Source organism: Paenarthrobacter nitroguajacolicus, assembly GCF_031455195.1.
Classification (GTDB): Bacteria; Actinomycetota; Actinomycetes; order Actinomycetales; family Micrococcaceae; genus Arthrobacter; species Arthrobacter nitroguajacolicus_D.
Genome location: NZ_JAVDSH010000002.1, coordinates 80,178 through 105,876 on the forward strand (window position 1 = coordinate 80,178; position 25,699 = coordinate 105,876).

General features: G+C 63.6%; 24 protein-coding genes and 1 riboswitch. Of the genes, 22 read left to right on the top strand and 2 right to left on the bottom strand.

Annotated elements, in window-relative coordinates:
- The first annotated feature begins 3 nt into the window (after positions 1–3).
- The 12 genes from J2Y68_RS04180 (at position 4) to csrA (ending at position 10,062) form a co-directional block, all read left to right on the top strand.
- Positions 4–822 (top strand): motility protein A, encoded by an 819-nt coding sequence (locus J2Y68_RS04180; protein WP_309990139.1) that lies wholly within the window; start codon positions 4–6, stop codon positions 820–822.
- Positions 819–1,640 carry an OmpA/MotB family protein gene (locus tag J2Y68_RS04185; protein ID WP_309990141.1) on the top strand — a complete coding sequence of 274 codons (822 nt, stop codon included), beginning with the start codon at positions 819–821 and terminating at the stop codon, positions 1,638–1,640. Before J2Y68_RS04180 ends, J2Y68_RS04185 begins: the two co-directional genes overlap by 4 nt.
- 63 nt (positions 1,641–1,703) lie before the next feature.
- Positions 1,704–2,600, top strand: a complete 897-nt coding sequence (locus tag J2Y68_RS04190; protein ID WP_309990144.1) for a flagellar motor switch protein FliM — start codon at positions 1,704–1,706, stop codon at positions 2,598–2,600.
- Entirely contained in the window at positions 2,597–3,322 is a 726-nt protein-coding gene (gene fliN, locus J2Y68_RS04195; RefSeq protein WP_309990147.1) for a flagellar motor switch protein FliN, read from the top strand. The genes J2Y68_RS04190 and fliN overlap by 4 nt, the downstream gene beginning before the upstream one ends.
- Positions 3,323–3,850, top strand: coding sequence for a flagellar biosynthetic protein FliO (gene fliO, locus J2Y68_RS04200; protein ID WP_309990150.1), 528 nt, complete (start codon positions 3,323–3,325; stop codon positions 3,848–3,850).
- Positions 3,851–3,972: 122 nt separating this feature from the next.
- Positions 3,973–4,716 (top strand): flagellar type III secretion system pore protein FliP, encoded by a 744-nt coding sequence (gene fliP, locus J2Y68_RS04205; protein WP_309991613.1) that lies wholly within the window; start codon positions 3,973–3,975, stop codon positions 4,714–4,716.
- Positions 4,716–4,991 (top strand): flagellar biosynthesis protein FliQ, encoded by a 276-nt coding sequence (gene fliQ, locus J2Y68_RS04210; protein WP_159708780.1) that lies wholly within the window; start codon positions 4,716–4,718, stop codon positions 4,989–4,991. Before fliP ends, fliQ begins: the two co-directional genes overlap by 1 nt.
- 1 nt (position 4,992) lies before the next feature.
- Entirely contained in the window at positions 4,993–5,751 is a 759-nt protein-coding gene (locus J2Y68_RS04215) for a flagellar biosynthetic protein FliR (protein WP_284985911.1), read from the top strand.
- Positions 5,751–6,836 carry an EscU/YscU/HrcU family type III secretion system export apparatus switch protein gene (locus tag J2Y68_RS04220; protein WP_309990157.1) on the top strand — a complete coding sequence of 362 codons (1,086 nt, stop codon included), beginning with the start codon at positions 5,751–5,753 and terminating at the stop codon, positions 6,834–6,836. The genes J2Y68_RS04215 and J2Y68_RS04220 overlap by 1 nt, the downstream gene beginning before the upstream one ends.
- Positions 6,833–8,884, top strand: coding sequence for a flagellar biosynthesis protein FlhA (locus tag J2Y68_RS04225; RefSeq protein WP_309990159.1), 2,052 nt, complete (start codon positions 6,833–6,835; stop codon positions 8,882–8,884). The genes J2Y68_RS04220 and J2Y68_RS04225 overlap by 4 nt, the downstream gene beginning before the upstream one ends.
- Positions 8,862–9,818, top strand: a complete 957-nt coding sequence (locus J2Y68_RS04230; RefSeq protein WP_309990161.1) for a hypothetical protein — start codon at positions 8,862–8,864, stop codon at positions 9,816–9,818. Before J2Y68_RS04225 ends, J2Y68_RS04230 begins: the two co-directional genes overlap by 23 nt.
- Before the next feature lie 4 nt (positions 9,819–9,822).
- Positions 9,823–10,062, top strand: a complete 240-nt coding sequence (gene csrA, locus J2Y68_RS04235) for a carbon storage regulator CsrA (RefSeq protein WP_211712831.1) — start codon at positions 9,823–9,825, stop codon at positions 10,060–10,062.
- A 396-nt stretch (positions 10,063–10,458) separates the two neighbouring features.
- Here csrA and J2Y68_RS04240 read toward each other — a convergent pair whose 3' ends face one another.
- The gene (locus J2Y68_RS04240) at positions 10,459–11,004 is read right to left on the bottom strand and encodes a flagellar protein FlgN (RefSeq protein WP_309990165.1); all 546 of its coding nucleotides are present in this window, start codon (positions 11,002–11,004) and stop codon (positions 10,459–10,461) included.
- A 210-nt stretch (positions 11,005–11,214) separates the two neighbouring features.
- On the opposite strand from J2Y68_RS04240, the gene J2Y68_RS04245 reads away from it, so the two are divergent.
- A complete protein-coding gene (locus J2Y68_RS04245; protein ID WP_309990167.1) occupies positions 11,215–12,030 on the top strand; it encodes a sigma-70 family RNA polymerase sigma factor in 816 nt (271 codons plus the stop codon).
- Between the two features lie 78 nt (positions 12,031–12,108).
- Here J2Y68_RS04245 and J2Y68_RS04250 read toward each other — a convergent pair whose 3' ends face one another.
- Positions 12,109–13,659: an MFS transporter gene (locus J2Y68_RS04250; RefSeq protein ID WP_309990170.1), complete on the bottom strand. Its 1,551-nt coding sequence runs from the start codon at positions 13,657–13,659 to the stop codon at positions 12,109–12,111.
- Positions 13,660–13,732: 73 nt separating this feature from the next.
- Here J2Y68_RS04250 and J2Y68_RS04255 point away from each other — a divergent pair, with 73 nt between their 5' ends.
- From J2Y68_RS04255 to J2Y68_RS04295, 9 genes are all read left to right on the top strand, one after another.
- Positions 13,733–14,272 carry a TetR/AcrR family transcriptional regulator gene (locus J2Y68_RS04255; protein WP_309990172.1) on the top strand — a complete coding sequence of 180 codons (540 nt, stop codon included), beginning with the start codon at positions 13,733–13,735 and terminating at the stop codon, positions 14,270–14,272.
- Between the two features lie 93 nt (positions 14,273–14,365).
- A riboswitch (glycine riboswitch) is annotated at positions 14,366–14,463 on the top strand.
- A 178-nt stretch (positions 14,464–14,641) separates the two neighbouring features.
- Positions 14,642–17,488: an aminomethyl-transferring glycine dehydrogenase gene (gene gcvP, locus J2Y68_RS04260; protein WP_309990175.1), complete on the top strand. Its 2,847-nt coding sequence runs from the start codon at positions 14,642–14,644 to the stop codon at positions 17,486–17,488.
- Between the two features lie 13 nt (positions 17,489–17,501).
- Positions 17,502–18,650 carry a glycine cleavage system aminomethyltransferase GcvT gene (gene gcvT, locus J2Y68_RS04265; RefSeq protein ID WP_309990178.1) on the top strand — a complete coding sequence of 383 codons (1,149 nt, stop codon included), beginning with the start codon at positions 17,502–17,504 and terminating at the stop codon, positions 18,648–18,650.
- 34 nt (positions 18,651–18,684) lie between these two features.
- On the top strand, positions 18,685–19,071 hold the full coding sequence (gcvH, locus tag J2Y68_RS04270) for a glycine cleavage system protein GcvH (RefSeq protein WP_211712838.1): 387 nt from the start codon (positions 18,685–18,687) through the stop codon (positions 19,069–19,071).
- 187 nt (positions 19,072–19,258) lie between these two features.
- Positions 19,259–20,671, top strand: coding sequence for an L-serine ammonia-lyase (locus tag J2Y68_RS04275; protein ID WP_309990182.1), 1,413 nt, complete (start codon positions 19,259–19,261; stop codon positions 20,669–20,671).
- Positions 20,672–20,709: 38 nt separating this feature from the next.
- The gene (locus J2Y68_RS04280) at positions 20,710–21,531 is read left to right on the top strand and encodes a DNA/RNA non-specific endonuclease (RefSeq protein ID WP_309990185.1); all 822 of its coding nucleotides are present in this window, start codon (positions 20,710–20,712) and stop codon (positions 21,529–21,531) included.
- 94 nt (positions 21,532–21,625) lie between these two features.
- Positions 21,626–22,714, top strand: coding sequence for a lipid II:glycine glycyltransferase FemX (locus J2Y68_RS04285; protein WP_309990188.1), 1,089 nt, complete (start codon positions 21,626–21,628; stop codon positions 22,712–22,714).
- Between the two features lie 110 nt (positions 22,715–22,824).
- Positions 22,825–24,141, top strand: coding sequence for a peptidoglycan bridge formation glycyltransferase FemA/FemB family protein (locus J2Y68_RS04290; protein WP_309991616.1), 1,317 nt, complete (start codon positions 22,825–22,827; stop codon positions 24,139–24,141).
- 28 nt (positions 24,142–24,169) lie between these two features.
- Complete coding sequence (locus tag J2Y68_RS04295; RefSeq protein ID WP_309990191.1) at positions 24,170–25,657, top strand: threonine/serine exporter family protein; 1,488 nt, start codon at positions 24,170–24,172, stop codon at positions 25,655–25,657.
- Positions 25,658–25,699: the final 42 nt, after the last annotated feature.

Consider the following 25,699-nt stretch of genomic DNA (forward strand, 5'->3'; position numbering starts at 1 on the left):
TCGATGACAATTCTTGGCCTGCTCCTGGCCTTCGCATCCGTGGTGGCCATGGTCACCCTGGAGCACGCGAACCTCATGTCGTTGCTCTTGCCGGCGCCAATGATCCTGGTTTTCGGTGCCACCATCGCGGTAGGCCTCGCCGGGAACACCTTGGCGGATGTCATCAAGGCCTTCAAGGACGTTCCCAAGGCTTTCCTCGGCAAACCCGCAAAGCCCACGGAAAGCATCGACGAGTTGGTCCGCCTTGCCGAGAAGGCCCGCAGTGAGGGCCTTCTTTCCTTGGAAGAGGAGGCGAACAACGCCAAGGATCCGTTCCTGCAGCGCTCGCTCCAGAACATCGCCGACGGGACGGATGCCGAGGAGCTGCGCCTGCTGATGGAGGACGAAATCGACACCAAGATGCGTGCCGACCACGTCTCGTCCAAGTTCTTCGCCGCCCTGGGTGGGTACGCGCCCACTATCGGCATCATCGGCACGGTGGTCTCCCTGACGCACGTCCTGGAAAACCTTTCCTCGCCCGACCATTTGGGACCGATGATCGCGGCGGCCTTTGTGGCCACCCTCTGGGGTCTGCTGTCCGCGAACTTCATCTGGCTGCCGTTGAGCGCCAAGCTCAAGCGCCTGTCCGAGCTGGAAATCGAGCGCATGACGCTCCTCATGGAGGGCCTGCTTGCCGTGCAGAACGGCACCCAGCCCTTGCTCCTGGCCGAACGGCTGCGGGCTATGGCCCCGGCCGCGGCGAAGAGCAAGTCAAAGGACGCCAAGGGCACAGCCGACGACGCCGGCAAGTCCGGTAAGTTGCCGGCGTCCAGGGCAGCATGAGGTCCCGCAGGAGACGGGGCTCCCAGCCCGAGGAGCACCACGTCGACGAACGCTGGATGGCCTCCTACATGGACATGGTCACGGTGCTGATGTGCATGTTCATTGTCCTGTTCGCCATGTCTTCGGTGGACCAGGACAAGTTTGAGAAGCTGCGCAATTCGCTGGCTACGGGCTTTGGTTCGCAGATCAGCCAGAAAGTGGACACGGCTACCGGCGTTGTGGTCCCGGCGGAGCTCGCTGCTTCGGACGGCGAAGGGTTCTCGGCGCTGGATTTGGCCATCAAGGAAGCCGACAAGCTCACCGCCCTTGAACATGAGATGAAAGCCAAACTGGATGCCCAGGGCCTGGGTAAGAACGTGCAGTTCGACGTCGGCGAGCGGGGACTGTCCGTGAAGCTGGTGGGCTCCCAGACGTTCTTCCAGCCTGACATGCCGGACCTGACCAACCGTGCCCTCGAGATCCTGAAGACCATCGCACCAACCGTGGTGGGATCCGGGCTCGAAGTCATGGTGGAGGGCCATGCGGCCAAGGGAATCACTGCCTACGCTTCCACATGGGAGCTCTCGGCCGCCCGTTCAGTGAACGTCCTGCGGTACTTTGTGGACGACGCCGGCATGCCGCCTGGTCGGATCGGCGCTGTGGCTTTTGGTGCCGCACGCCAGGTGACGGACGACTCCACCGAGGAGCTCATGGAGTTGAACCGCCGCGTGGACGTGGTGTTGTTGTCCTCCAGCCCGGAGGATGTGCGCGCGCTGATTCCCGGCGCGATCGAAGCCCAAACCAAGGAATCGGCGGCCGCCGCGAAAGCTGCGAAGTAGCCGCGGAATAGTCGTACCAGGAAACGTCTTACACGCCCCTCCGACGTGCCGATAGTGCCGTCCGTGGGAGAACAGGAAGATCGCGCGGCGGTACGCCAGCGCACCGTGGATGTCTACGACTTCCGTCGACCCACCACTTTGCCGCGCCAGCATAGCCGGGTCCTGGAAGTGGCTTTCGAAACGTTCGCCAGGCAGTGGGGCACGCAGCTCACAGCCAAGGTCCGGTTGAAGTCCACTGCCACGCTGGAACAACTGAGCATGCAGAGCTACGACGAATACTCAGCGTCCCTCCCGTCGGTCACGTCCATGGTGCTCTGCAGGATCGACGGCAGCGAATCCCGCCTGGTTATCCAGTTCCCTGCAACGGCCGCCCTGTCGTGGCTGAGCCGGATGTTGGGGGGATCAACGGAAACCGCCGTCCCGGAGCGGAAGTTCACGCAGATCGAGCATGCGCTGATTTCCAGGATGGTGGAGGAAGTGCTGGAGGATCTCCGGTATTCGCTTGGCAATCTCCTGACGCAGGCCGTGGTGATGGACGGCATCCAGTACAACTCGCAGTTCGCGCAGGCAGCCGCACCTTCCGAGCTCATGATCGTGGCGTCTTTCAGCGTCAACGTCGGTGAAACCCAGTGCGCGGCCACTCTGGCAGTTCCTGCCGACGTGCTGCTGTCCAGGCTGGGCGACGTGAACCCCACAGTCCACAGCGTGGACAACGAAGCGCTGGTCCGCACCCAGCTCGCGCAGGTACCGGTGGACGTTGCCGTCCAGTTGACCGCCGCACCGGTGACGCCCGCACAGATCCTGGGTCTCGCCGTCGGGGATGTCCTGCCGCTGCCGCACCTTGAGAACCGGCCGTTCGATGTCACCATCAACGGCACCCGCCTGGCCACCGCCGCGGCCGCACGCAACGGCTCCCGCGCCGCCGCAGTCATCGTCACAACCGAGGAGCATCAGCGATGAGCAACATTTTGACCCTGCAGGCGGCTGCCGCCGAGCGCCTGGCGCTGCACCTGCCCAGCGCCTCCACCCTCCGCGTCGCCGGCATCGTTCCGGCACAGGATGCGGCCGCCTATGCTTCTCCGGCCGTCACAGCGACGTTCGTCGGAGCCCTGACGGCCGATTTCGCACTGCTGCTGGTGGACCGTTCGTTCCTTGCCGCCGCGGGCGGGGCCGGGCTGGGTGGTGCAGTCCAGCATGCCGTGCGGGCCGGCGACGTCTTGCGTCCCGCCCTTGAACAGGCCGCGTCAGCGTTCGACGCCGGCGTGCTGGGGGAGTTGCGCGAGGAGGACGCCGCGGGGCTCCTGTCGGACCCCGACACGGCCGTTTTTGAACTGAACGACGGCGGTGCCCCCTTTGGCTGGTTCGCTGTCCGCGTGCGGGACAACGGTACGGGCACTGATGCCGGCGCGCGTGGACAGGGCAACGACCTGGCTGCCCGGCTGGGCCTCATCAGCAGTGTTGAAATGGCGTTGACCGTGGAGATCGGGCGGACCCGGATGTCCGTGCGGGACGCCCTGGCACTGGAACCCGGGAAGGTCATTGAACTGGACCGGTCCGCCGGTGCCCCCGCTGACGTGCTGTTGAACGGCAGGTTGATCGCCCACGGTGAGGTTGTGGTGGTGGACCAGGACTATGCCGTCCGCATCACCCGCATCCTGGACGGGGTCGAGGGAACACTGTAGATGGACTCATTTATCCTCGGGCTGCGGGTGTTCGTGGCCCTCGGCGCCGTGCTGGGCTTCATCTGGCTCGTTCAGAAGCGCCTGGGCAAAGGTAAAGGCCGCCGACGCGCGGATGCCGCGCTGACGGTTGTGAGCCGTCAGGTGGTAGGGCAGAAAGCGTCTGTCGTAGTGGTCGATGCCGGGGACAAGCGTTTCCTGTTGGGCGTCACGGAACATGCGGTGACGGTGCTCCACAGCGGCGACGCGCCTGCCGCAGCGCCGGAGCCCGTTGAGGCAGTGGACGGCCAGCCGGCCGGGAGTTTCGCGGAGCTGTTCCGGCAGGCATCGAGCCAGCCGCAGCCCGTGGTGCGTGCAGAGCCGGTCACGGGCCCGCTCCCTGAGCCGGTCACGGGTTCGCTTCCTGTGCTCCGGCGTCGGAGCGAACTCCACCGTCGCGGGCAGATGCCCGAGCACCCGATGCACGGTTCCATCCTGTCCGCTTCCACTTGGCGGCAAGCCTCGGATGCCATCCGGGGACGCCGCAATTGATCCGAACTGCTGGGTTCGGCCTGCCGGGCCGGCCATTTCCTGCCGTACGCCAGCGCGCCCTGCCGCAGTTGCTGTCTGCCGCGGCGGTTTTGTTGCTCACGGGTGCTTTGCTGTTGCTTGGAATGGCAGCCGCCCAGGCGACCCCCATCGATCCCACGCAGCCCACGCCGCCAACCCCGCCTGCGACACCCGGTTCCGGGAATGTCAGCATCGACATCAACGGCCTGGACGGGACACCATCCACAGCGGTAGTAACCCTGATTGGGATCACGCTGCTTTCCGTAGCTCCCGCGCTGCTTCTGATGATGACGTCCTTCACCAAGATCTTCGTGGTGCTGGCCATGACCCGGAATGCACTGTCTTTGCCGGCTATCCCGCCCAACCAGGTCCTGGCGGGATTGGCGCTCTTCCTGTCCTTGTTCGTCATGTGGCCCGTGGTCTCGGACATCAACACGGCGGCAGTGCAGCCGTACCTGAACGGCGGGCTGGATTTTAACGGTGCCATGTCCGCGGGCTGGTCCCCGCTTCAGCACTTCATGCTGGCCCACACCCGGGAGGAGGACATCGCCCTGATGACCCGGGCTGCGAAGATGGACAACCCCGCGAACCCTGAATCCGTGCCGTTCCAGACGCTGGTCCCGGCCTTCATGATTTCGGAACTGCGTGCCGCGTTCATTATCGGCTTCGTTATTTTCATCCCCTTCCTGGTCATCGACCTCGTGGTTTCCGCAGCGCTCATGTCCATGGGCATGATGATGCTCCCGCCGGTGATGATTTCCCTGCCGTTCAAGATCCTCTTGTTTGTCCTGGTGGACGGTTGGGGACTGGTGATCACGTCCCTGATCCAGAGCTATTCGAGCGGCTGATGGATACCAATGCAGTCCTGGATATTTGCCTCCAGGCCATGATCGTCGCGGCTAAGCTCGCAGCGCCCACCTTGGTTACGGCGCTGGTGGTGGGGCTGGCGATTTCGCTCCTGCAATCCATCACCCAGTTGCAGGAAGCCACGTTGTCGTTCGTTCCCAAAGCTGTTGCAGTGGCGATCGCACTGGTGGTCTGCGGCCATTGGATGATTTCCGAAATGGTTGCCTTCACCAACGAGCTATTCGCCCGCATCCCCGGCCTGATCGGCGGAGCGTGAGGTGGACATCCCCGTGGACCAGTCGTGGATCCAGGTCCTGTTGCTGGCATCGGTTCGCATGACAGCCTTCCTGGTGGTTGCTCCGCCGTTCGCCCACCACGCCATCCCCACCCGCATCAAGGCCATGCTCGGGATCGGGTTGGGGTTGGCCGTCTCCCAGCGGCTCTCGTCCGGAGCCGTCCCGTCGGACACGGCAGGATTCGTCATGGCCGTGGTCCTTGAGCTGGTCACCGGCCTGGTCCTGGGCTTCCTGGTGATGGTGATTTTCGCAGCGATCCAGTCCGCAGGCAGCCTGGTGGACCTCTTCAGCGGTTTCCAAATGGCCCAGGCGTTCGACCCGCAAATGATGGTCAATGGTGCCCAGTTCACCCGGCTCCTCCAAATGGCCGCCCTTGCACTCCTTTTCGCCTCGGACGGCTACCAGATGGTCCTTGGCGGCCTCATGGGTAGCTTCAACGCCCTGCCTTTGGCTGGTGGCATCGACCTCAGCCAGCCCATTGAGGCCATGATCGGCGCCGTCACAGGCATGTTCCTCGCCGCCGTGCAGATCGCCGGTCCGCTCCTTGTGGTCCTGGTGCTCGCCGACGTCGGACTGGGACTCCTGACGCGCGTGGCGCCGGCACTCAACGCCTTCTCGCTCGGCTTTCCGCTCAAGATCTTCATCACCCTGGCACTGGCAGGCTTCCTGTTCCTGGCGTTGCCCCGGCTCGTGGCCACCCTGGCCGAGCAGGCCGCCAACACGTTGATGGGGGTGGGCTAGTGGCGGATTCGCAGGAGAAGACTGAACAAGCCACCGACAAACGCATGCGCGAAGTCCGGGAGAAGGGGCAGCTGTCCCGGTCGCAGGACCTCATGGCCTGGCTGGCAGTCGGAGCCGCCGCCGCGATGCTCCCGGAAACCATCGATCACGCCTCGAACGCCGCCGTGGACCAGCTCTTCACCGTGAAAAGCGTCATCGCGCAGCCCGATCCCGCCAAAGCCGTTGCTGCACTGGAGGCAGGGCTGGGGTCCCTGGCCGGAATCCTGGGGCCGTTGCTCCTGGTTGTCACCGTGGTGGTGCTTGCAGGCTCGGCGCTGCAGGGCGGTATCCGCTTCAAGAAGTTCAGGGCCGAGTTTGAGCATTTCAACCTGCTCGCCGGCTTCAAACGGATGTTTGGTGGCCAGGCACTGTGGGGAGGCGTCAAAGCGCTGCTGAAGACCGCCGTCGTCGGTCTTGTCCTGTACGCCGTGGTGCAGGGCCTGATGCCGGTGCTGCTGACCGCTGGCGGACTGCCCGTTGCCGGTGTCCTGGCAGCCGCTGCCGGTGGAATTGGGGCGCTCATCCAGTTCGCCGTGGCCGCGGGGCTGGTGCTGGCCGCCGCGGACATCTTCGTGGTGATGCGGCGTAACCGCAAGAAAACCCGGATGTCCAAGAAGGAAGTCCAGGACGAGAACAAAAACACCGACGGCGACCCCCTGATCAAGTCCCAGCGCCGCTCACGCCAGCTAAGCATGAGCCGCAACCGCATGATCGGCGCGATTGGTGACGCGGACGTCGTGCTGGTCAACCCGACGCACGTGGCAGTCGCGTTGAAGTACGACGCCGGCAAATCGGCACCACGCGTCGTGGCGAAAGGGGCGGGGCTGATCGCTGCGCGCATCAGGGAGGAAGCCGAAGCCAAGGGTGTGCCCATGGTCCAGGACATCCCGCTGGCACGGGCCCTGCACTCCGCTTGCGAGCTGGGCCAGGAAATCCCGGTTGAGCTGTACCGCTCGGTCGCCGGAGTGCTGGCGTTCGTGATGTCACTGAAGAAACGCGGAACTGCACGGGGAATTCATCAGATGAAAGAAAGTATGCAGGCATGAAGAACAACAAGTTCGCCCGGCTTTCCGTGCCGGTTGGCATCGTAGGAATTGTGCTGCTGCTGGTTGTTCCGCTGCCGGCCGCGCTGCTGGACTTCCTGATCGTGTGCAACATCCTCTTGGCCTTGCTGATCCTGCTGACCAGCATGTTCGTGAAAAAGCCCTTGGACTTCTCCGTCTTCCCATCGCTGCTGCTCGTTGCCACGCTTTTCCGGCTCGGACTCAATGTGGCGTCCACGCGGTTGGTGCTGGGCCAGGGCTTCGCGGGCCAGGTCATCGAGGCGTTCGGCAAGGTCACGGTTGGTGGTTCGCTGATCATCGGCGCCGTGGTGTTCCTGATCCTGGTGGTCATCCAGTTCGTGGTGGTTACCAAGGGTGCCGAACGTGTGGCCGAGGTGGGCGCACGCTTCACCCTGGATGCCATGCCCGGCAAGCAGATGGCCATCGACGCGGACCTCAACGCCGGACTCATCACCGACGCCGAAGCCAGGCGGCGGCGCGCCGAAGTGTCCGCCGAAGCCGACTTCTACGGCGCAATGGACGGTGCGTCCAAGTTCGTGAAAGGTGATGCCATTGCGGGCATCATCATTATCATCATCAACTTCGTGGGCGGTATCGCCATCGGCGTGCTGCAGCGCGGCATGGATGCCGGGGATGCCCTGAACACCTACGGCCTCCTGACCATGGGCGACGGCCTGGTCACGCAAATTCCCGCACTGCTCATGGCCGTATCCACCGGCATGATCGTCACCCGGTCCAATGCCGAAGAAGACATGGGCCGCACCGCGTCCTCGCAGCTCATGCAGTCACCCAACGCCCTGCTGATCGCAGGACTGGCGGCCGGCAGCATGGCCCTCATTCCCGGCATGCCCATCCTTCCGTTCGTGGTAGTGGGCGCGCTGCTGGTCCTCGCTTCGAGGCGTGTAGCCACAGCCCAAAAGCTCCAAACCGAAACCCAGGAGGCGGAGAGCGCTGCAGCCCTGACGGGGGAGGAGGATCCCAACGAGCGGCTCATGGAAGACATGCGCGTCCATCCTGTGGAGATCCTGCTGGCACCGGACCTGGTGGACATTGTTTCGGGTGCCTCCGATGACCTGCTGGCCCGGGTACGGTCACTCCGGCACAAGATCGCCATGGAACTGGGACTCGTGGTCCCTCCGGTCCGCACACGCGACGCAATGGACCTGCCGCCGTCCACCTATGCCATCCGCATCGCCGGCGTCGAGGCTGGAAGGGGAGTGGCGCCGTCGGGCAAGCTGCTTGCCCTGGGCGAATTCCTGGACGCGTTGCCGGGAACCGCAACCGTGGAACCCGTGTTCGGACTCTCCGGCAAATGGGTCCCAACGGAAATGCGGCACAGTGCCGAAATGACCGGCGCTACCGTGATTGACCGGGTTTCGGTCCTGGTCACGCACCTGTCCTCCATCATCTCCGCGAACGCCGCCCGGCTCCTGACCCGCGAAGACGTCCGGGTGCTCACCGAAGGGGTCCGGAAGCAGAGCCCCTCCGCCGTGGAAGAACTCACGCCTGCCCTGCTGTCCTTGGCCGAAATCCAGCGCGTGCTCCAGGGACTCCTCGAAGAGCAGGTCCCCATCAACGACCTCCCGCGGATCTATGAAGCACTGGCGTTGCGGGCCAAGGTATCCACCGACCCGGAATCGCTGGTGGAATCCGCTCGGCACGCGCTGGGTCCGGTGCTGGCGGACAAGTACATGGACGGGGCAGTCCTCAACGTGATCATGATCGATCCCCTGCTGGAGCAGTCCATGCTGGAGGACATGCGTCCAGGTGAAGGCGGCACCCAGATTGTCATGGGCCAGGCGAAGTTGGACAGCGTCCTGAACTCGTTGAAGTCCGCCGCGGACGGTGCCGCCGCTGCCGGTCGGGAAGCCGTGCTGGTCTGCGCACCTGCCCTGCGCCCGGCGATCCGACGCCTGGTGGCAGCCCCCGACGGCGGTGTCCCCGTTCTCTCCTACCGCGAAGTGACGTCGGCGAACATCCGTATCGAAACGGTGGGGGTGGTGCGCCATGCAGAAGCGCTACAAGCTTAGTGGTGCATCGCTCGAAGCCATTCGCGCCAAGGCACTCAAGCAGTATGGGCCGGGCGCGCGCATAGTCTCCGCCGAGAAGGTCACCAATCCGGGCATCGTGGGATTGTTCGCCGCAGCCAGGTTCGAAGCCACAGTGGAGGTTTCCGATGATGTCCCGGCTCCCGCTGATCGCCAAGCGCCGCTGAGTGCACCCGGTCCCCTTCACGAACTTCACGGGCCGGCAATCGCGGCCCTCCTGGAACGTGCCGACGCCGCCGAACTCGAGATGCACAAGCCCGCTCCCGCACCGGTCTCCACCGCATCCCCGGACTTCGCAGGCCTGCTGGAACAACTCGGCAAAGAACTTCAACCGGCTGAACCGGTCGCGTCCGTACCCGCATTGGCGACCCTGCCGCCGTCGGCCGCTGAACCCGTACGAAAGGTTCCCCAACCCATGACGGGCGACGGTAACCTCATCGTCCTCCTGGGCCTCGGCGACGATGCGCTTGGACCGGCCCTGGAAATGTCCATAGCTGCTGGCGGCTCAGACGTCCGCACCGCGGGCCGCCTCACCGCCTTCGGTCACCTCCACATCCAAGGAAGGCAGGGCACGACGGCGGCGCGCGCCCAAGCCGTCCTTACGGGGCAGACCGTTGTGGTTGCGTTCGGGCTGGGCCGCCCGGGGGACGTCCCGTCAAATGGGGCCGACATCTCACTCCTGGCCGCCGACCAAGTGTGGGTGGTGGTCGATGCCAGGCACAAACCAGAAGACACGAAGGCCTGGGTGCAGGCCCTCCAGCGTGTGCTGGCAGGGGAGTCCGCGGGCGTTGACGCGCTCGCCGTCATCGGTGCCTCGGAAACCGCGAGCCCGCAAACGGTGGATACGCTGGACCTTCCTGTCGGTTGGGTGGAAGGCAAACCCGCCACCGCACCCGTCCTCGGAAGGGTAGATTGAAACCATGCTGGTACTGACGCGTAAGCCGGGCGAAAAGATCATGATCGGGGACGACATTGTCATCACCGTCATGGAAGGGCGCGGCGACGGCGTTCGGATCGGAATCGAGGCACCCCGGGGCGTGTCCATCCAACGCAGCGAGGTGGTGGAAGCCATAGCCGCAGCAAACCTGGCAGCAACCCAGGCCGGCCCCGACGCCGAGGAACTCCTGGCGGCCCTCCGTCCCCCTGCCCCCAAAGACTGACCCTCTCTCACGTTCCGCCTGGTTGGGCCGGACGCTCTCTCACGTTCCGCCTGGTTGGGCCGGACGCTCTCTCACGTTCCGCCTGGTTGGGCCGGGCGCGTCCGCCAGGGGAAGGCCGACGCCGGGCCTTGGGATCCGCGGGAAGAGCTCGCCACCCATGGTGGCGCAGTCAATGCGGGTCACGGATGGGCGTCTACCGCGGAAGGCGCCGGGATGTGATGGAGGGTTGGGCGGATGGGGCCGGGATGTGATGGAGGGTTGGGCGGATGGGGCCGGGATGTGAGTGAGGGTTGGGCGGATGGGGCCGGGATGCGATGGAGGGTTGGGCGGAAGGCGCCGGGATGTGAGTGAGGGTTGGGCGGAAGGCGCCGGGATGTGATGGAGCGTGAGCGGGAGTCAGCCCACGTCCAGGAAATCGCGGAGTGTGGGCAGGGTAGCCGAGCGCACTGCAGCCAAGGCGCGTTGGATGTTCGAATCACGGGCCAGGAGGTCCAGGTCCGCAACGTCGCTAACCAGTGCCTCATCGGTGCCCGACGCCGGTACCGGGGCCATGTCCGGCGGAGCATTCAACAGCTCGACATTCCGGGCAACGGCAAGGTCAATTCCTGCCAACAACGCAGTCAGTCCCCGGCGGTGATCGTCGAGGAGTTCCGGCCACAGTCCCGGGGGCGCCAGCGAAATAAGGGACGGAAGGGTGGATTGATCCGGGGCTTTCCATTCGGCGGCCAGCGCGGAGGCTTCCACGCCGCGTGCGAGGGATTCGAAACGCAGATTTTCCAGGACTTTTTCGAGTTCGGCCGCGGTGAAGGTCAACCGGTGCCAGTTGCCTGCCCGGAGATGCAGGAGCTGTGTTTCGAGGAGGAAAAGCAGGAAGTCCAGCTGCCTCCGTTCGCGCCACAGCGTTGCCGATAGCTCGTCCGCCCCCACGGTTCCCCAATTCATTTTTTGTCCCGCCAAAATCACAATTTGGCAGGGTTTATCTTTACTTCTGTCGAGCGTACACGCAGGGAGCTTTTGAGGTGGTATGTTCACTGAATACGTACCTGATTGAACGCTCAACAACGATGCTCTGATTGGTCTCTGGACATCGGCGAAACGGCAAAGAAGTCGGGTTTGCAACTCAATAATCCGGTCTCATGGGGGGACTCACTTTTGAATCGCGAACAGCGCAACGAGCTGGTGTTGCAGCACCTTCCGCTCGTTGGTTACCTGGTCTCTGACCTTTGCGCGCGCGCGTCGCATTTATCGCGCGATGATTTTGCTTCTGTCGGTGCCGTTGCCCTGATAACGTCTGCTGATTCCTTCGATCCGGACCTCGGTGTTCCGTTCGGTGCTTTCGCGCGCCGCCGCATCGTAGGTGCCTTCGCGGACGAGATGCGAGCCGGAGATTGGGCTACGCGGTCGGCCCGCAAGCGGATCAAGGAAACCTTGGGCGTCCAGGAGACCTTGACCAGCATGCTGGGACGGGGTCCCAGCATCGCCGAGATGGCTTCGGCCCTGGGTGTCGAGCGCAGCCATGTTGAAGCTGCCCTGGTGGACGCATCCCGGACGCTGACTTCACTGGATGAGGTGGTGGCGGACACCGTTGCGTCCCCCACGGATTCCCCGGAACACTCGGTGCTGGCTGATGAGCGGATCAAGTACCTGCGTGCCGCCGTCGATGCCCTCCCCGAAAAAATGCGCTTCGTGGTCCAGGAGATTTATCTCGCGGGACGGTCCGTGAAGGAGCTTGCCGAGGAACTGGGTTCCACGCATGCCGCCGTCTCGCAGCAGCGGGCTGAGGGGATCCGGCTCATGCGCGACGGCCTGGCGGCCCATTACGCCGATTCGCCCGACCAGGTTTTCGAACCGGAATCCCGTATCACGGCCCGCCGCCGCAACGACTACCTTTCAGCCTTGGCCGCCGCAACCACGGGTGGAATCACCCGCGGCTTGGGCCTCGGTACCTCCCTCAACAGCGCCGTTTAGGTACTCAAATATCAAGGAGGCCGGGCCGCTCAGCGACCCGGCCTCCTTGGGTGGACGGATTGTTTTGCCCGTTGTTGGCTATTGCGCCTTGGGGACACGCCGGAGTACGACGGCGGCAAGGGCTGCCGCTCCGGCCATGAGTACCAGCCCAATCGCCGCAGTGATGTGGACGCCGGAGTCAAAGGCGACGCGTGCGGCGGCTGTCAGCGCTTCGGCCAAGGGGTCTGGGAGCGTGGAAGCAACGTCAACCGCGCCGGCCAGGGTTTCCCCGGACTTCTCGGCGGCATGGCCGGCCACACCGTCCGGTATGACCAGGTTGTGCTGGTAGGAAGCGGTGAGGATGGAGCCAAGGACCGCCGTTCCCAAAAGCGAACCCAACTCGTAACCGGTCTCGGAGATGGCTGACGCCGCTCCGGATTTGTCAGCCGGTACGGAGGCCAGGATGAGGTCGTTGGAGATGGTCTCCGCAGCGCCCACGCCGACAGCAAGCACAGTGAGTGCCGACAGGAGGAACACTGGGCCGCTGCTGTGGTCGCCTACGACAGCTACGAAGTACCCAACGGCACTAAGCGTCAACCCGCCAGCCACTACGTAGCCCGGCCGGATCTTTTTGACCAGGGGCACCACCAGCAGGCCAGCGATGACTGTTGCCAGGAGCGCGGGGATCATAGCGATACCTGCCTCCATGGGGGACTGCCCCTCAACCAATTGCAGGTGTTGGGCGAAGAAATAGATGAAGCCGGTCATGGAGAACAGCGAGAGTACGTTGGCAATGATCGCCGTACTGAACACCTTGTTTTTGAACAGGCTGACATCCAGCATTGGGCTGTCAATCTTCTGCTGGCGACGGACGAAGAGAACACCCATCACCAAGCCGAAGAGCATGAACACCGCTGCTGTTGGCCCCAAGCCGTGCACCGCGAATTCCTTGATGCCGTAGACAAACGGAGCCATGGTGAAAATCGACAAAGCGATGCTCGGGACATCCACGCGTCCGGGGTTTGCATCCTTGGACTCGGGGATCAGGACTCTGCCGAAGGCGAGCAGCGGCAGCAGGAGAAAGGTTGCCACCAGGAAGACGGCGCCCCACCAGTAGTGTTCCACCAGCCAGCCGCCGAAGATCGGGCCGAGGGCGGCACCACCGGAGAACCCGGCAGCCCACACGGCGATTGCGAGCCGGCGACGGTTGGGGTCGGTGAAGATGTTCCGGATCAGGGACAACGTGGATGGCATCAGCATGGCGCCGAAGACGCCGAGTGCAGCGCGCCCGGCAATGAGCCACTCGGCGGATGGCGCGAATGCCGTAGCAGCCGAAACCGCAGCGAAGCCTGTGCTGCCGATCAGCAGCAACCGGCGTCGTCCTATCCGGTCTCCGAGGTTGCCCATGGAGACCAGGAGCGCGGCGAGCACCAGCGGGTAGGCATCAACGATCCAAAGGAGCTGTATGCCGCCCACGTCCAGTGAGCGGGCGATTTCCGGCAGGGCAAAAGTGAGCGCGGTGTTATCGACGGCCACCAGCAGCACCGGAAACATCAGCAGTGCCAAGGCCATCCAGTCGCGCCACGGTGCAGCCGGGCCCGTCAAGGGGGCGGCGGAACGGGGTGCTTGGGTTGAGGACGGCGAGAACATGCCTCTAACTGTACCGTCCAGACGGTATAGTTACAAATACGACCCCCGCGATTCTTTAGGGAATGATGTACACATGCCACGAAAACCAGTTGCCCGGGACGCCGTCCTGGATGCCTACGAATCCCTGCTGATCGAGGTAGGGGAGCGGGCCGCCACCCTGGATGCCGTCGCCAAGAGGGCTGGCGTCTCCAAGGGTGGGCTGCTGTATCACTTCCCGAACAAGGAAGCGCTGATCAGTGCCTTGCTGGAACGCCTGGATGAGTTGGCACAGGAAGATATCGAGCAGATGAAGGCCGCGCCGGATGGTTCAGCCGCCTACTTCATCCGGTCCTCCCTCTGGGCCGATACACCCATGGACAGGGCCTTCGTCGCCGCCACCAGGCTCGCTGAAGTAGCCCATGAGGAAACGAGGCGGCGCTTCGCAGGAATCCAGCAGCAGTGGCTGGATGTCCTGGCCGAAGACGTGGGACCGGAGATCGCCAAGGCCGTCAGCTACATGGGCGACGGCCTCTATTTCAACGCGATGTTCGAAGGTGGGCAGGGGACCGGCGACGCCAGCCGGGAGGCCGACGTCGAAATCCTGCTGGGGGTCCTGGACCGCCTGCGGAAGTGACGCCTATTCCATTTGCCGCAGGGCCTTGCACGTAGGACAATTAAGACTTGTGGCGTGCCCAGCGTGGCGCCCAAAGACAACTGAACATGCCTTTGATCTGCGGCGGGAGAGTCCTGCAGGCACGTGATGCAGGCGCCGTAGGAGCAAACCCTCCCCAGGAATCTCTCAGGCCCACGCACCGCCGCGGCGAGGCAACTCTGGAAAGCAGCAGGCACTCCATGCCACCGGCGTAGGATGCTGTGCTCACCGACGGTGCAAGCGATTCGTTGTGCGGACAACACGCGGAAACTCTCAGGTCCAATACAGAGCGGGGAGGAACCCGAGCCGCTGTGGCGTACCCAAACGCCGCCCAAGTATTGGAGTTCCTTCGTGACGGTTAGTTCTGCCTCCACCACCTTCGTCGATCGGCATATCGGCGCCCGCCGCCAAGCCGACATTGAGACCATGCTCAAGTCCGTTGGCTACGACTCTGTTGACTCGCTGGTCGACACTGCCGTTCCGAACGACATCCGCCAGGACGTCGCCCTCACCTTGCAGAACGCGCTGAGCGAAGTCGAGGTCCTGGCCGAGCTGCGGAAGCTCGCCTCCAAGAACAAGACCGCGGTCCAGATGATCGGCCAGGGCTACTACGACACGGTCACCCCGCCGGTCATCCGCCGCAACATCCTTGAGTCCCCGGCCTGGTACACCGCTTACACCCCGTACCAGCCGGAAATTTCGCAGGGCCGCCTCGAGGCACTCCTGAACTTCCAGACCATGGTCCAGGACCTCGTTGGTCTGCCGATCGCCAACGCCTCGCTTCTTGACGAAGCAACCGCCGTGGCCGAGGCCGTCCTGATGATGCGCAGGGCCAACAAGAACAAGGCCGCCCAGGACGGCAAGACGGTCCTGGACGCAGATTGCCTCCCTCAGACCATCGCCATCGTGAAGGGCCGCGCCGAAGCCCTCGGCTTTGAGGTTGAGGTCGCGGACCTTTCGCTCGGTCTCCCGGAAGGCGCCATCAACGGCGTCGTCCTCCAGCAGCCCGGTGTTTCCGGCCGCGTCTTCGATCACTCCGCCGTCATTGCCGAAGCCAAGGAACGCGGCGCCTTGGTCACCGTTGCCGCCGACCTCCTTTCCCTGACGCTCATCACCCCTCCAGGTGAGCAGGGCGCCGACATTGCCGTCGGTTCCGCGCAGCGCCTGGGCGTGCCGCTGTTCTTCGGCGGTCCGCACGCTGCCTACATGGCGGTCCAGAAGGGCCTGGAGCGTTCCATGCCCGGCCGTCTGGTGGGCGTTTCCAAGGACGACGCCGGTGTCCCCGCCTACCGCTTGGCCCTTCAGACCCGCGAGCAGCACATCCGCCGCGAGAAGGCCACGTCCAACATCTGTACCGCGCAGGCACTGCTCGCCATCGTGGCTTCGATGTACGCGGTCTACCACGGCCCCGAGGGCCTGAAAGCGATTGCCGAGACCGCCCACAGCCATGCCCGCACGCTCGCAGCATCCCTCAAGGCTGCCGGCGTCGAGGTTCTCCACGGTTCGTTCTTCGACACCATCACGGTCCGCGTTCCGGGCAATGCTGCCGGGATCGTCGCTGCTGCCGAAGCCAAGGGCATCAACCTACGCAGCGTTAACGCCGATCTGGTGGGCATCTCTGTAGACGAGACGACGACGGCGGCGGTTGTTGCCGACGTCGCGTCCGTCTTTGGCGCTTCGGTACTGGAGTCCGCTGAAGGTTTTGCCCTGGAAGCTTCAGTGGAGCGCACCAGCGGGTTCATGCAGCACCCGGTGTTCAACACGCACCGCTCCGAAACCCAGCTGCTCCGCTACATCCGCAAGCTCTCCGACCGCGACCTCGCGCTGGACCGCACCATGATCCCGCTGGGCTCCTGCACCATGAAGCTGAACGCCACGGCAGAGATGGAGGCCATCTCCTGGCCGGAGTTCGCGTCCATTCACCCGTTCGCTCCGGATTCCCAGACCGAAGGCTGGCGTGAGCTGATCACCGACCTCGAGGCACAGCTGACCGAGATCACCGGCTACGACCAGGTCTCCATCCAGCCCAACGCCGGTTCCCAGGGCGAGCTCGCGGGCCTGCTGGCCATCCGCGGCTACCACCTCTCCAACGGTGATGATCAGCGCAACGTCTGCCTGATTCCTGCTTCCGCCCACGGCACTAACGCCGCGTCGGCAGTGCTGGCCGGCATGAAGGTCGTGGTGGTGGCGACCGCTCCTGACGGCACCATCGACCACGTAGACCTCAAGAACAAGATCGAAGCCCACCGGGACGCGCTCTCGGCCATCATGATCACCTACCCCTCTACCCACGGTGTTTACGACGCCGACGTGCGCGAAGTCTGCGATGCCATCCACGAGGCCGGCGGCCAGGTGTACATCGACGGCGCCAACCTCAACGCACTCGTCGGGCTCGCGCAGCCGGGCAAGTTCGGCGGCGACGTGTCCCACCTGAACCTGCACAAGACCTTCTGCATCCCGCACGGCGGCGGCGGACCGGGTGTTGGCCCGGTCGCGGCCAAGGCACACCTCGCCCCGTTCATGCCGGGCGATGCCGCTTCCTGGACTGAAGGCAACGACGTCCCGATCTCGGCTTCCCGGTTCGGTTCCGCCGGTGTCCTCCCGATCTCGTGGGCTTACGTGAAGCTCATGGGCGGCCAAGGCCTCACCGAAGCCACCAAGTCCGCGCTGCTTGCTGCGAACTACATCGCATCGCGCCTCAACGAGCACTTCCCCGTGCTCTACACCGGTGAAGGTGGACTCGTAGCCCACGAGTGCATCCTGGACCTCCGCGAACTCACCGCCAAGACGGGCGTCACTGCCGAGGACGTGGCCAAACGCCTCATCGACTTCGGCTTCCACGCCCCCACCCTGGCCTTCCCGGTTGCGGGCACACTGATGGTGGAGCCCACCGAGTCCGAGGACCTGGTGGAGATCGATCGCTTCATCGAAGCCATGATCACCATCCGCAAGGAAATCGACCAGGTTGCCCACGGCGACTTCTCCGTGCAGGACTCCCCGCTTCGCCGGGCACCCCACACGGCTGCCGCCGTCGTGAATTCCGACTGGGATCGTGCCTACCCGCGCGAGCAGGCCGCCTTCCCGGTCCACCACCTGAAGCAGGACAAGTACTTCCCGCCCGTGGGCCGCATCGACGGCGCAGCCGGCGACCGCAACCTGGTCTGCTCCTGCCCGCCCATCGAAGCCTTCGAGAACTAAGGGGTTCCTGCAAATGACTGAGAACTACACCGCGCTCTTTGAAGAGCACAAGAAACTCGGCGCCTCCTTCACCGACTTTGGCGGCTGGCAAATGCCGCTCAAGTACTCCTCGGAGCTGGCCGAGCACCACGCCGTCCGCAAGTCCGCCGGCCTGTTCGACCTCTCCCACATGGGCGAAGTCTGGGTCACCGGGCCTGAGGCCGCCGCTTTCCTCGACTACGCACTGGTGGGCAAAATCTCCGCCATGGCCATCGGTAAGGCCAAGTACTCGCTGATTTGCCAGGAAGACGGCGGCATCATCGACGACCTCATCACCTACCGACGCCCCTCACCCGAAGAAGGCGAGGACAAGTTCCTTGTAGTCCCCAACGCGGGCAACGCGAAGGTAGTGGCTGACGCCCTTCAGGAGCGGTCCGCCGGATTCGATGTCGTTGTTGAGGATGCCTCCTCCAAGACGTCACTCATCGCCGTCCAGGGTCCCCTCGCCGAAGCAATCCTTCTGCGCCTGGTGCCTGCGGAGCAGCACTCTTTGGTGACGGAACTGAAGTACTACGCCGCCGTCGAGGTGACCTTCCTGGTCGCAGGGAGCGGCCAGGACCTGCTCCTGGCACGCACCGGCTACACCGGCGAGGACGGCTTCGAGATCTTCGTGCCCAACGAATCCGCCGCAGCCCTGTGGCAGGCCATTGCCGCCGTCGCGGAGGAAGGCGAGCTCATCCCGGCCGGCCTCGCATCCCGTGACTCCCTCCGCCTCGAAGCAGGCATGCCCCTCTACGGCAACGAACTTTCCCGTGAAGGCAACCCCTTCGCCGCGGGACTCGGGCCCGTCGTTGCGCTGTCCAAGGAAGGCGACTTCGTTGGCAAGGAAGCGTTGGCTGCCTTGAAGGCAGAGGGTGCCGGTTCCACCAGCGGCCGCAAGCTCGTAGGCCTTAAGGGCCTCGGCCGCCGCGCTGGCCGCAGCCACTACCCGGTCTTGAAGGACGGGGTTGTTGTTGGCGAGGTGACCTCCGGCCAACCCAGCCCGACGCTCGGCTACCCGGTAGCGTTGGCGTATGTCGACGTCGAGTTTGCCGAAGTTGGAACTGCGCTGGACATCGACCTGCGCGGCAAGGCCGAGCCCTTCGAAGTCGTAGCCCTGCCGTTCTACAAGCGTCAAAAGTAGCCAGTTTTTCGTTCACCACACGTTAGGAAACAGAATGCCCAAAGTAGCGCCCGAACTTCAGTACTCCGACGAGCACGAGTGGGTTTCCCGCGGCGAAGGGAACTCGGTGTCTGTTGGTATCTCCGAGGTTGCCACCGACGCCCTGGGCGACATTGTCTACGTTGACCTGCCCGAGGTAGGTTCCACCGTCACCGCAGGCGAAACCTGTGGCGAAGTCGAGTCCACCAAATCGGTCTCCGACCTGTACTCGCCCGTCACCGGCGAGGTCACGGAAACCAACGACGCCGTTGTTTCCGACCCCGCGCTCATCAACAACGACCCCTACGGCGCTGGCTGGCTGTTCAAGGTGGCCGCCACTGAGGACGGCCCGCTGCTCTCCGCCGAGGAATACGCCTCCAAGAATGGTGGAGACCTGTCCTAGGGATCCCGCCACGCAAGCCCAGTGGGCGTAGCGTGGTTCGTAGTAACTGAATAATTCGCGACGCCGGGTTGCCGCCTTTGGGGGCCATCCGGCGTCGTGCTTCGGTCGCCGCCCGCCACAAGCGGGAGTGGCCATCCGGCAGGACCATCTGCCGGGACATCTCAAGTTTTATGAAGGAATCACGGCTATGGCTGTTGGTGTTTTCGATCTGTTCTCTGTAGGCATTGGTCCGTCGAGTTCCCACACGGTGGGGCCGATGCGGGCTGGGGCGGTGTTCGCTGGTGAGTTGCGGGACGCTGGTGTCCTGGATTCGGTGGCGTCGTTGCGGGTGGACCTGTATGGGTCGTTGGCTGCGACGGGTCGTGGGCATGGGACCATGACGGCGACGTTGCTGGGGTTGGAGGGGTTCCACCCGGAGTTGATCCTTCCCGAGGAAGTGGAGGAGCGGCTTGCGGCGATCGCTGAGACCGGTGTGTTGAACCTGGCGGGGGCCTCGGGTGGCGGCGTGGAGTTGCCGTATGCGGTGGAGGATATGGTTCTTCATCCGTTGACGGTGTTGCCGCGGCATACGAATGGGATGCGGTTTGCTGTGTCCGATGCCGGGGGCAATGTGCTGAAGGAGGCGACGTTCTTTTCGGTCGGTGGTGGGTTCATTGTCCGTGAGGGTGAGGAGAACGCGGCTCAGGCTGAGTTGGAGGAGTCCAAGAAGGAGTTGCCGTTGCCGTTTAGGACGGCGGCGGAGTTGTTGGGCAGGTGCGCGTCCAAGGGGTTGGGGATCAGCGACATCATGTTCATCAACGAGCGGGCGTCCCGGTCCGAGGAGGGGATCCGGGAGGGTCTTTTGCATATCTGGCAGGTGATGGAGGCCTGTGTTGAGACCTCGTTGAAGCGTGAGGGTGTGTTGCCGGGTGGTTTGAAGGTGAAGCGTCGTGCACCGGACTGGTTGGAGCGGCTCCTGAAGGAGGACAAGGACCGGAACGATCCGAAGTATTGGCAGGAGTGGGTGAACCTGATCGCGTTGGCGGTCAATGAGGAGAACGCTTCGGGCGGCCGGGTGGTGACGGCTCCGACCAATGGTGCGGCGGGTATTATTCCGGCGGTGTTGTATTACGCGTTGAATTACGCCCCGGGCATGGACAAGGCCACCCAGCAGGACCGGGATGATGTGGTGGTGAAGTTCCTGCTCGCTGCCGGTGCGGTGGGTGTGTTGTATAAGGAGCAGGCCTCGATTTCGGGTGCTGAGGTGGGGTGTCAGGGCGAGGTGGGGTCGGCGTCGTCGATGGCTGCTGCGGGTTTGGCTGAGGTGATGGGTGGTTCCCCGGGTCAGGTGGAGAACGCGGCGGAGATCGCGATGGAACATAACCTGGGGCTGACGTGTGATCCGATTGGCGGGTTGGTGCAGATTCCGTGTATTGAGCGGAACGCGATTGCTGCGGCGAAGGCGATCAACGCGGCGAAGATGGCGTTGTGGGGTGATGGGACGCACCGGGTCTCGTTGGACGAGGTGATCGTGACCATGCGTGAGACAGGCAAGGACATGTCCCACAAGTACAAGGAAACAGCGATGGGCGGCCTGGCCGTCAACGTCGTCGAATGCTGAGTCTGTTTACTGTCAGTCCCTAGTGCCATGCTGTATCCATGAGCGGGGGATACGACAGGGATTTTTTGCGGGCACGCCTTGAACTGCCCAGTCCGTCGGCAACGACGATTCTTTTGGACTACATCCACTTCTCCGTGCGTTTCCGGGCTTCCCGGAAGCTCGCGGCGATCGTGGGGGTCAACATCAACGGCAAGGAACTGAACCCACTGGCCCGGGAGGGGACCTGGCATTTCGATGACAGGATTCCCCGGGAACAGCAGGCCGGTCCGGACGTCTACAAGAACAACGCCTTCGATCGCGGGCATTTGGTGCGGCGTTTGGACCCCGTCTGGGGTGACGCTGCAACGGCCAAGAAAGCGAATCAGGCCACCTTTTCCTTCACCAATGCAGCGCCACAGGTAGACGACTTCAACCAAGGCAAGGAACTCTGGGTCGGCCTGGAGGACCATGTGCTGGGACATGCCGACGCCTACGACGCCAAGCTCAGTGTGTTTACCGGGCCGGTCTTGCTTGATGACGATCCTCCGTACCGGGGTGTCCAGGTTCCACGGAAATTCTGGAAGATCGCGGCGTGGACCAGCGATGCCAAGCTCGCCGCCGTCGGGTTCGTTTTGGACCAGTCTCCGCTGCTGGGCAAGGTGGAGCTGAAGAGGGCAATTGACCAGCGTCTCCTGGAAGGTGAACCGCCACCGTTGGGTCCGTTCCGGACATTCCAGGTTCCCATTGGGGAGATCGCGGATTTGACCGGGCTCAGCCTCAGCCGGTTGGTGAACGCGGACCGTCTGGCCAGCGGCCAGCGCGAACTCGGGAAAGCGCCGAAGGCCATCAGGTTGGAAAGCGCGGATCAGATCCGGTTGTAGTGCGGAACCTGACGATTTTTCTCGGCCCGATAGACTTGGGGCTGCATGTCCGCATGCGCATCACGCTTTTGAACACTGCACCAAAACCCTGAGATTGGACACGGCCACCTTGCGAGAATTTACTGCCCGCTTTGCCACCGCCGAGGAAACCGATAACTGGGACAAGCACGTCACGGCCAATCCGAACGGCGGCAACATGCTGCAGTCGGACGCCTACGCCGCAGTCAAGGATGGCAACGGCTGGCTGGTCCGCCGCCTGGTGATAGAGGCCGCCGGCTACTCCAGTTACAACCTGCTGCTGGAGAAGAAGTTCCCTGTACTGGGACGGCTCTGGTACCTGATCAAGGGCCCGGACGCTGCGTCGGCGGATGAGATCGAGCCCATGCTCAGGGCGGTGGCGGCGTTGGCGCGGGAACAGAAGATGAACGTCTTCACCATCAAGATAGAGCCTGACGTCGTGGACTCACCTGAGGTGGCTGCCCAACTGCGGGCCGCTGGCCTGGTTAAGGCCCCGAACATCCAATCCAACGATTCCACTGCGCTGTTGGACATCTCCGCCCCGGCCAACGAGGTGCTGCGCAGCATCTCGTCCCGCGCCCGCAACGCTGTCCGAAGGGCGGAGCGCGAGGGCTGCGAAGTTGTGGAGGCGGAGCCGGGCGAGGACAGCTACAGGAAGCTCTACGCCCTGATGCAGAACACCATGAACGCCAAAGGCGCCATGCCCTTGCGAAGCTACGAGTACTACGCCACGTTCTGGGAAGAGTTTTGCAGCCGGGGCCAGGGACACTTCTTCTTCGTCTACGAGGACGGCGCGCCCAGCGTTGGCGCTTTCGTCATCAACTACGGTTCCAAGGCAACCTACAAGGATGGCGGTTCCACGCAGAACCGCAAACAGTATGGCGACTCGCACTTGGTCCAGTGGGCGGCGATCCAGCGCATGCAGGAGCTCGGCTGCGTGGAATACGACTTTTGTGGCACGCCCCCTGCTGCCAGGATCAAGGACAAGAGCCACCCGCTCTACGGCCTGGGATCTTTCAAGACAAGCTTCACCAAGACCGTCACGGACTTCGTGGGCTGCTACGACCTCGTGCTGGGCCCTGTCCGCTACACGCTGTGGCTCAAGGGTGCGGAGAAGGTGTTCCGAAGGCTCGAAACCATGCGCACCGGTGGTCAGTTCTACTGACGGACAGCCCCAGCCAGCAAGCCAACCACAGGCCCGCCCCGGCCACCAACGGGCGCAAATCTAATCTAGGTGAGGTAATTTCTTTGACTCCGATCGAGGCTGGAACCGACATGGAATTCGTGATTCTCAGTGACGCTGATTTCGAGACGTTTGCCAAGGGACACCCGCAGGGGAGCTTCATCCAGTCCATGGACCTGACGCGTTTCCAACGCGCACGTGGCCAGGAGGTCGAACTCTTCGGTGTAACCCGCGGCGGGAGCCTCATTGCGGCGGGGAAGCTCGTCTACACGTCCAACCGCTTTGGCTACAAGACCGCAGACTGCGCCAAGGGACCACTGATGGACTACAGCGACCCCGCCGTGGTTCGCTTCGCCGTCGAGCAGTTGAAGAAGCATGCCGCCTCGAAGAAGGCGGCCGAACTCCGGATCTCGCCGAACCTTCGTTACATCGCCCGTGACGAAGACGGCGCCGAGCACCCGGAGGTTGAGGACAACCGCCCGCTGCTCAAGGAACTTGAGGGCTTGGGCTTCCAACACCAGGGCTTCGACATGAACTTCGCCAACATCAACTGGATGTTCATCAAGCAGCTCGATGGGTTCGCGGACTCCGAAGAGCTCATCATGGGCATGAACTACCGCACGCGCAAGGCCATCCGGAAGGCCGAGAAGAACGGCGTCTACCTGGAACAGGCCACGCTGGAGACGCTGGACGACTTCTACAATGCGCTGAGCACCGCCGGCGACGAGAAGGGCTTCACGTACCGCGAACGGGAGTACTACGAGCAACTCCTCCGGAACACCTCTGATGAGTTCACCAAGCTCATGATGGCCAAGATCAACATTCCCGAGTACCGCGCGTCCATCACCGAGCGACTCGAAGCTGAATCCAAGACCCTGGCCGAACTGAAACGCGAGGTCGAGGAGACCGGCAGCAAGAAGAAGGCCAACCGCGTCAAGGTGGTCCAGGACCTCGTGGACAGCTACGAGCGCAGCCTCAAGGACATCGAGCGTTTCCCCGATTCCGTGGGGGTGGCTACGGTGGCGGCCATCCACTTCGCGTGCTCCGGCGACGAACTGACGTGCGTCATCGGCGGCACCGTGCAGGACTACATCTATTTCAACGGCGCTACGTCCCTGTACTGGGGCATGATGCTCCACGCGCTCAACAACGGGTACTCGCGTTACAACTTCTATGGCACGTTCGGCATCCAAGGCCAGGACGACACCGGTCACGGTGGGTATGAATTCAAAAAGGGGTTTGGCGGCGAGGTGGTCCAGCTGATTGGCGACTTCGTGGCACCGGTGAACCCGCTCACGTTCAACGCCTACCGCCTGGCCAGGAAGCTTGCAGGAGCCGCCCAGACAGTACTGGGAAGATTGCCACTTGAGAAATTGCCGGTCGTAGGAAGACTCCGGAGGAACCACTAATCACACAAGCGCAGGGGAGGATCACCGCGTGACTGAACGCCCCGAGGGGTCCGGTAGCAGGCCCCACACGGACGGCTTGCCCAAGACCCAGCCGCTTAGGCCGTCGCAGGTCCGGCAGAACGTCAACGCCAAACGCATGCTTATGCGCCTGGTGCAAGGCGATAGCCCGCCGACGGCGCCCATGAACATCGTGGACCGGCTGGCGGGCAGCCCCTATGCCAACCCCACCATCCAGGTGGTTGGTGTTGATGCATCCGCCCGCAAGACCATCGACTTCGCCTTGCACCTTGCTGAAGTCATGTTCCGATACGGCGCTGGTGCCTTGGAAGTCGAGACGAGCATGATCGCCGTCACGGCTGCCCTGGGCCTGAAGAACGTTGAAGTGGACATCACCAACCAGTCGGTGGCCATCAACTATGCGCCCAAGGACCAGACGCCCATCACGCTCCTCCGCGTGGTGCGCTCCTGGACAAACAACTACGCAGGCTTGGCGCAGGTGCACCAACTGGTCACCGACATCGTGGCCGGGGGAGTGGGCCGCGACGAAGCCGTGCGCCGGTTGAACGAGATTATCCGCAGCGCCAAGCCCTTCCCTCGATGGATGGTGACTATTGCGTTCGGTATCTTCGCAGCTGTCTTCGTTGGCGTCTTGGGCGGTGGGCTGGGCGCATCAGCAGTGGCCTTCTGCTCCAACATCCTGATCAGCCTGCTTTCCCGACAACTGGCCAGGTGGAGGACGGCGGACTTCTTCAACACCATGGCGTGCGCGTTTCTTGTCACCTTCATTGCCTTGATGCTCCGCTGGGCAGGTGTGGACATCGCTCCTTCCATTGTGGTGGCGGGCGGAATCCTTCTGCTGCTGCCAACGGGCCGGCTGGTTTCGGCGGTACAGGATGCCATCAACGGCTTCCCGGTCACGGCTGCGGGTCGGTTCCTCTCCACGCTGCTCACCTTTGGTGCGATCGTGGCAGGTATCGGCGTCGCTGTCGTGGTGGGAACCCTGATGGGCAGCGCCGTCCTGGATGTCACGCAAACATTCCCCGACGCGTATCCGCTGTGGGGCCGCGCCGTCCTCATCGCCGTCGCGGTGGTTGCCATCGGCGTCACGGAGCAAACCCAAACGCGTTTGCTGATTCCGACGGCGGCAGTCGGCATAGTGGGCTTCTTCGTTTTGTGGGGGGTCGGCCAAGCTGGTCTTGGCGATCGTTTGTCGCCTGCTGTCGCGGCGGTGATCATCGGCTTGCTTGCGCGTGTCGTAGCGCTGAAACTGGGCGCCCCCCAGCTGGTCGTCGCTGTGCCCGCGGCGCTGATCCTGCTGCCGGGCCTGACGATCTTCCGTTCGATGTATGCCCTCACAGTAGAAGGGGGCGACTTCCTGGCCGGCGCGGGCGGGATGCTCAATGCCGGAGCGATTGTGCTGGGTGTGGCCGCGGGCATCGTGCTGGGCGACAACCTGGCCAGGCCGCTCACAAAGGGCCTGTCCAGCAATGAACGCCGCAGGGTGCGCCGGCGCTGACCTCCGGAGTTCCAGTACAGGTAATGCCCTTAAGAAGGTTTC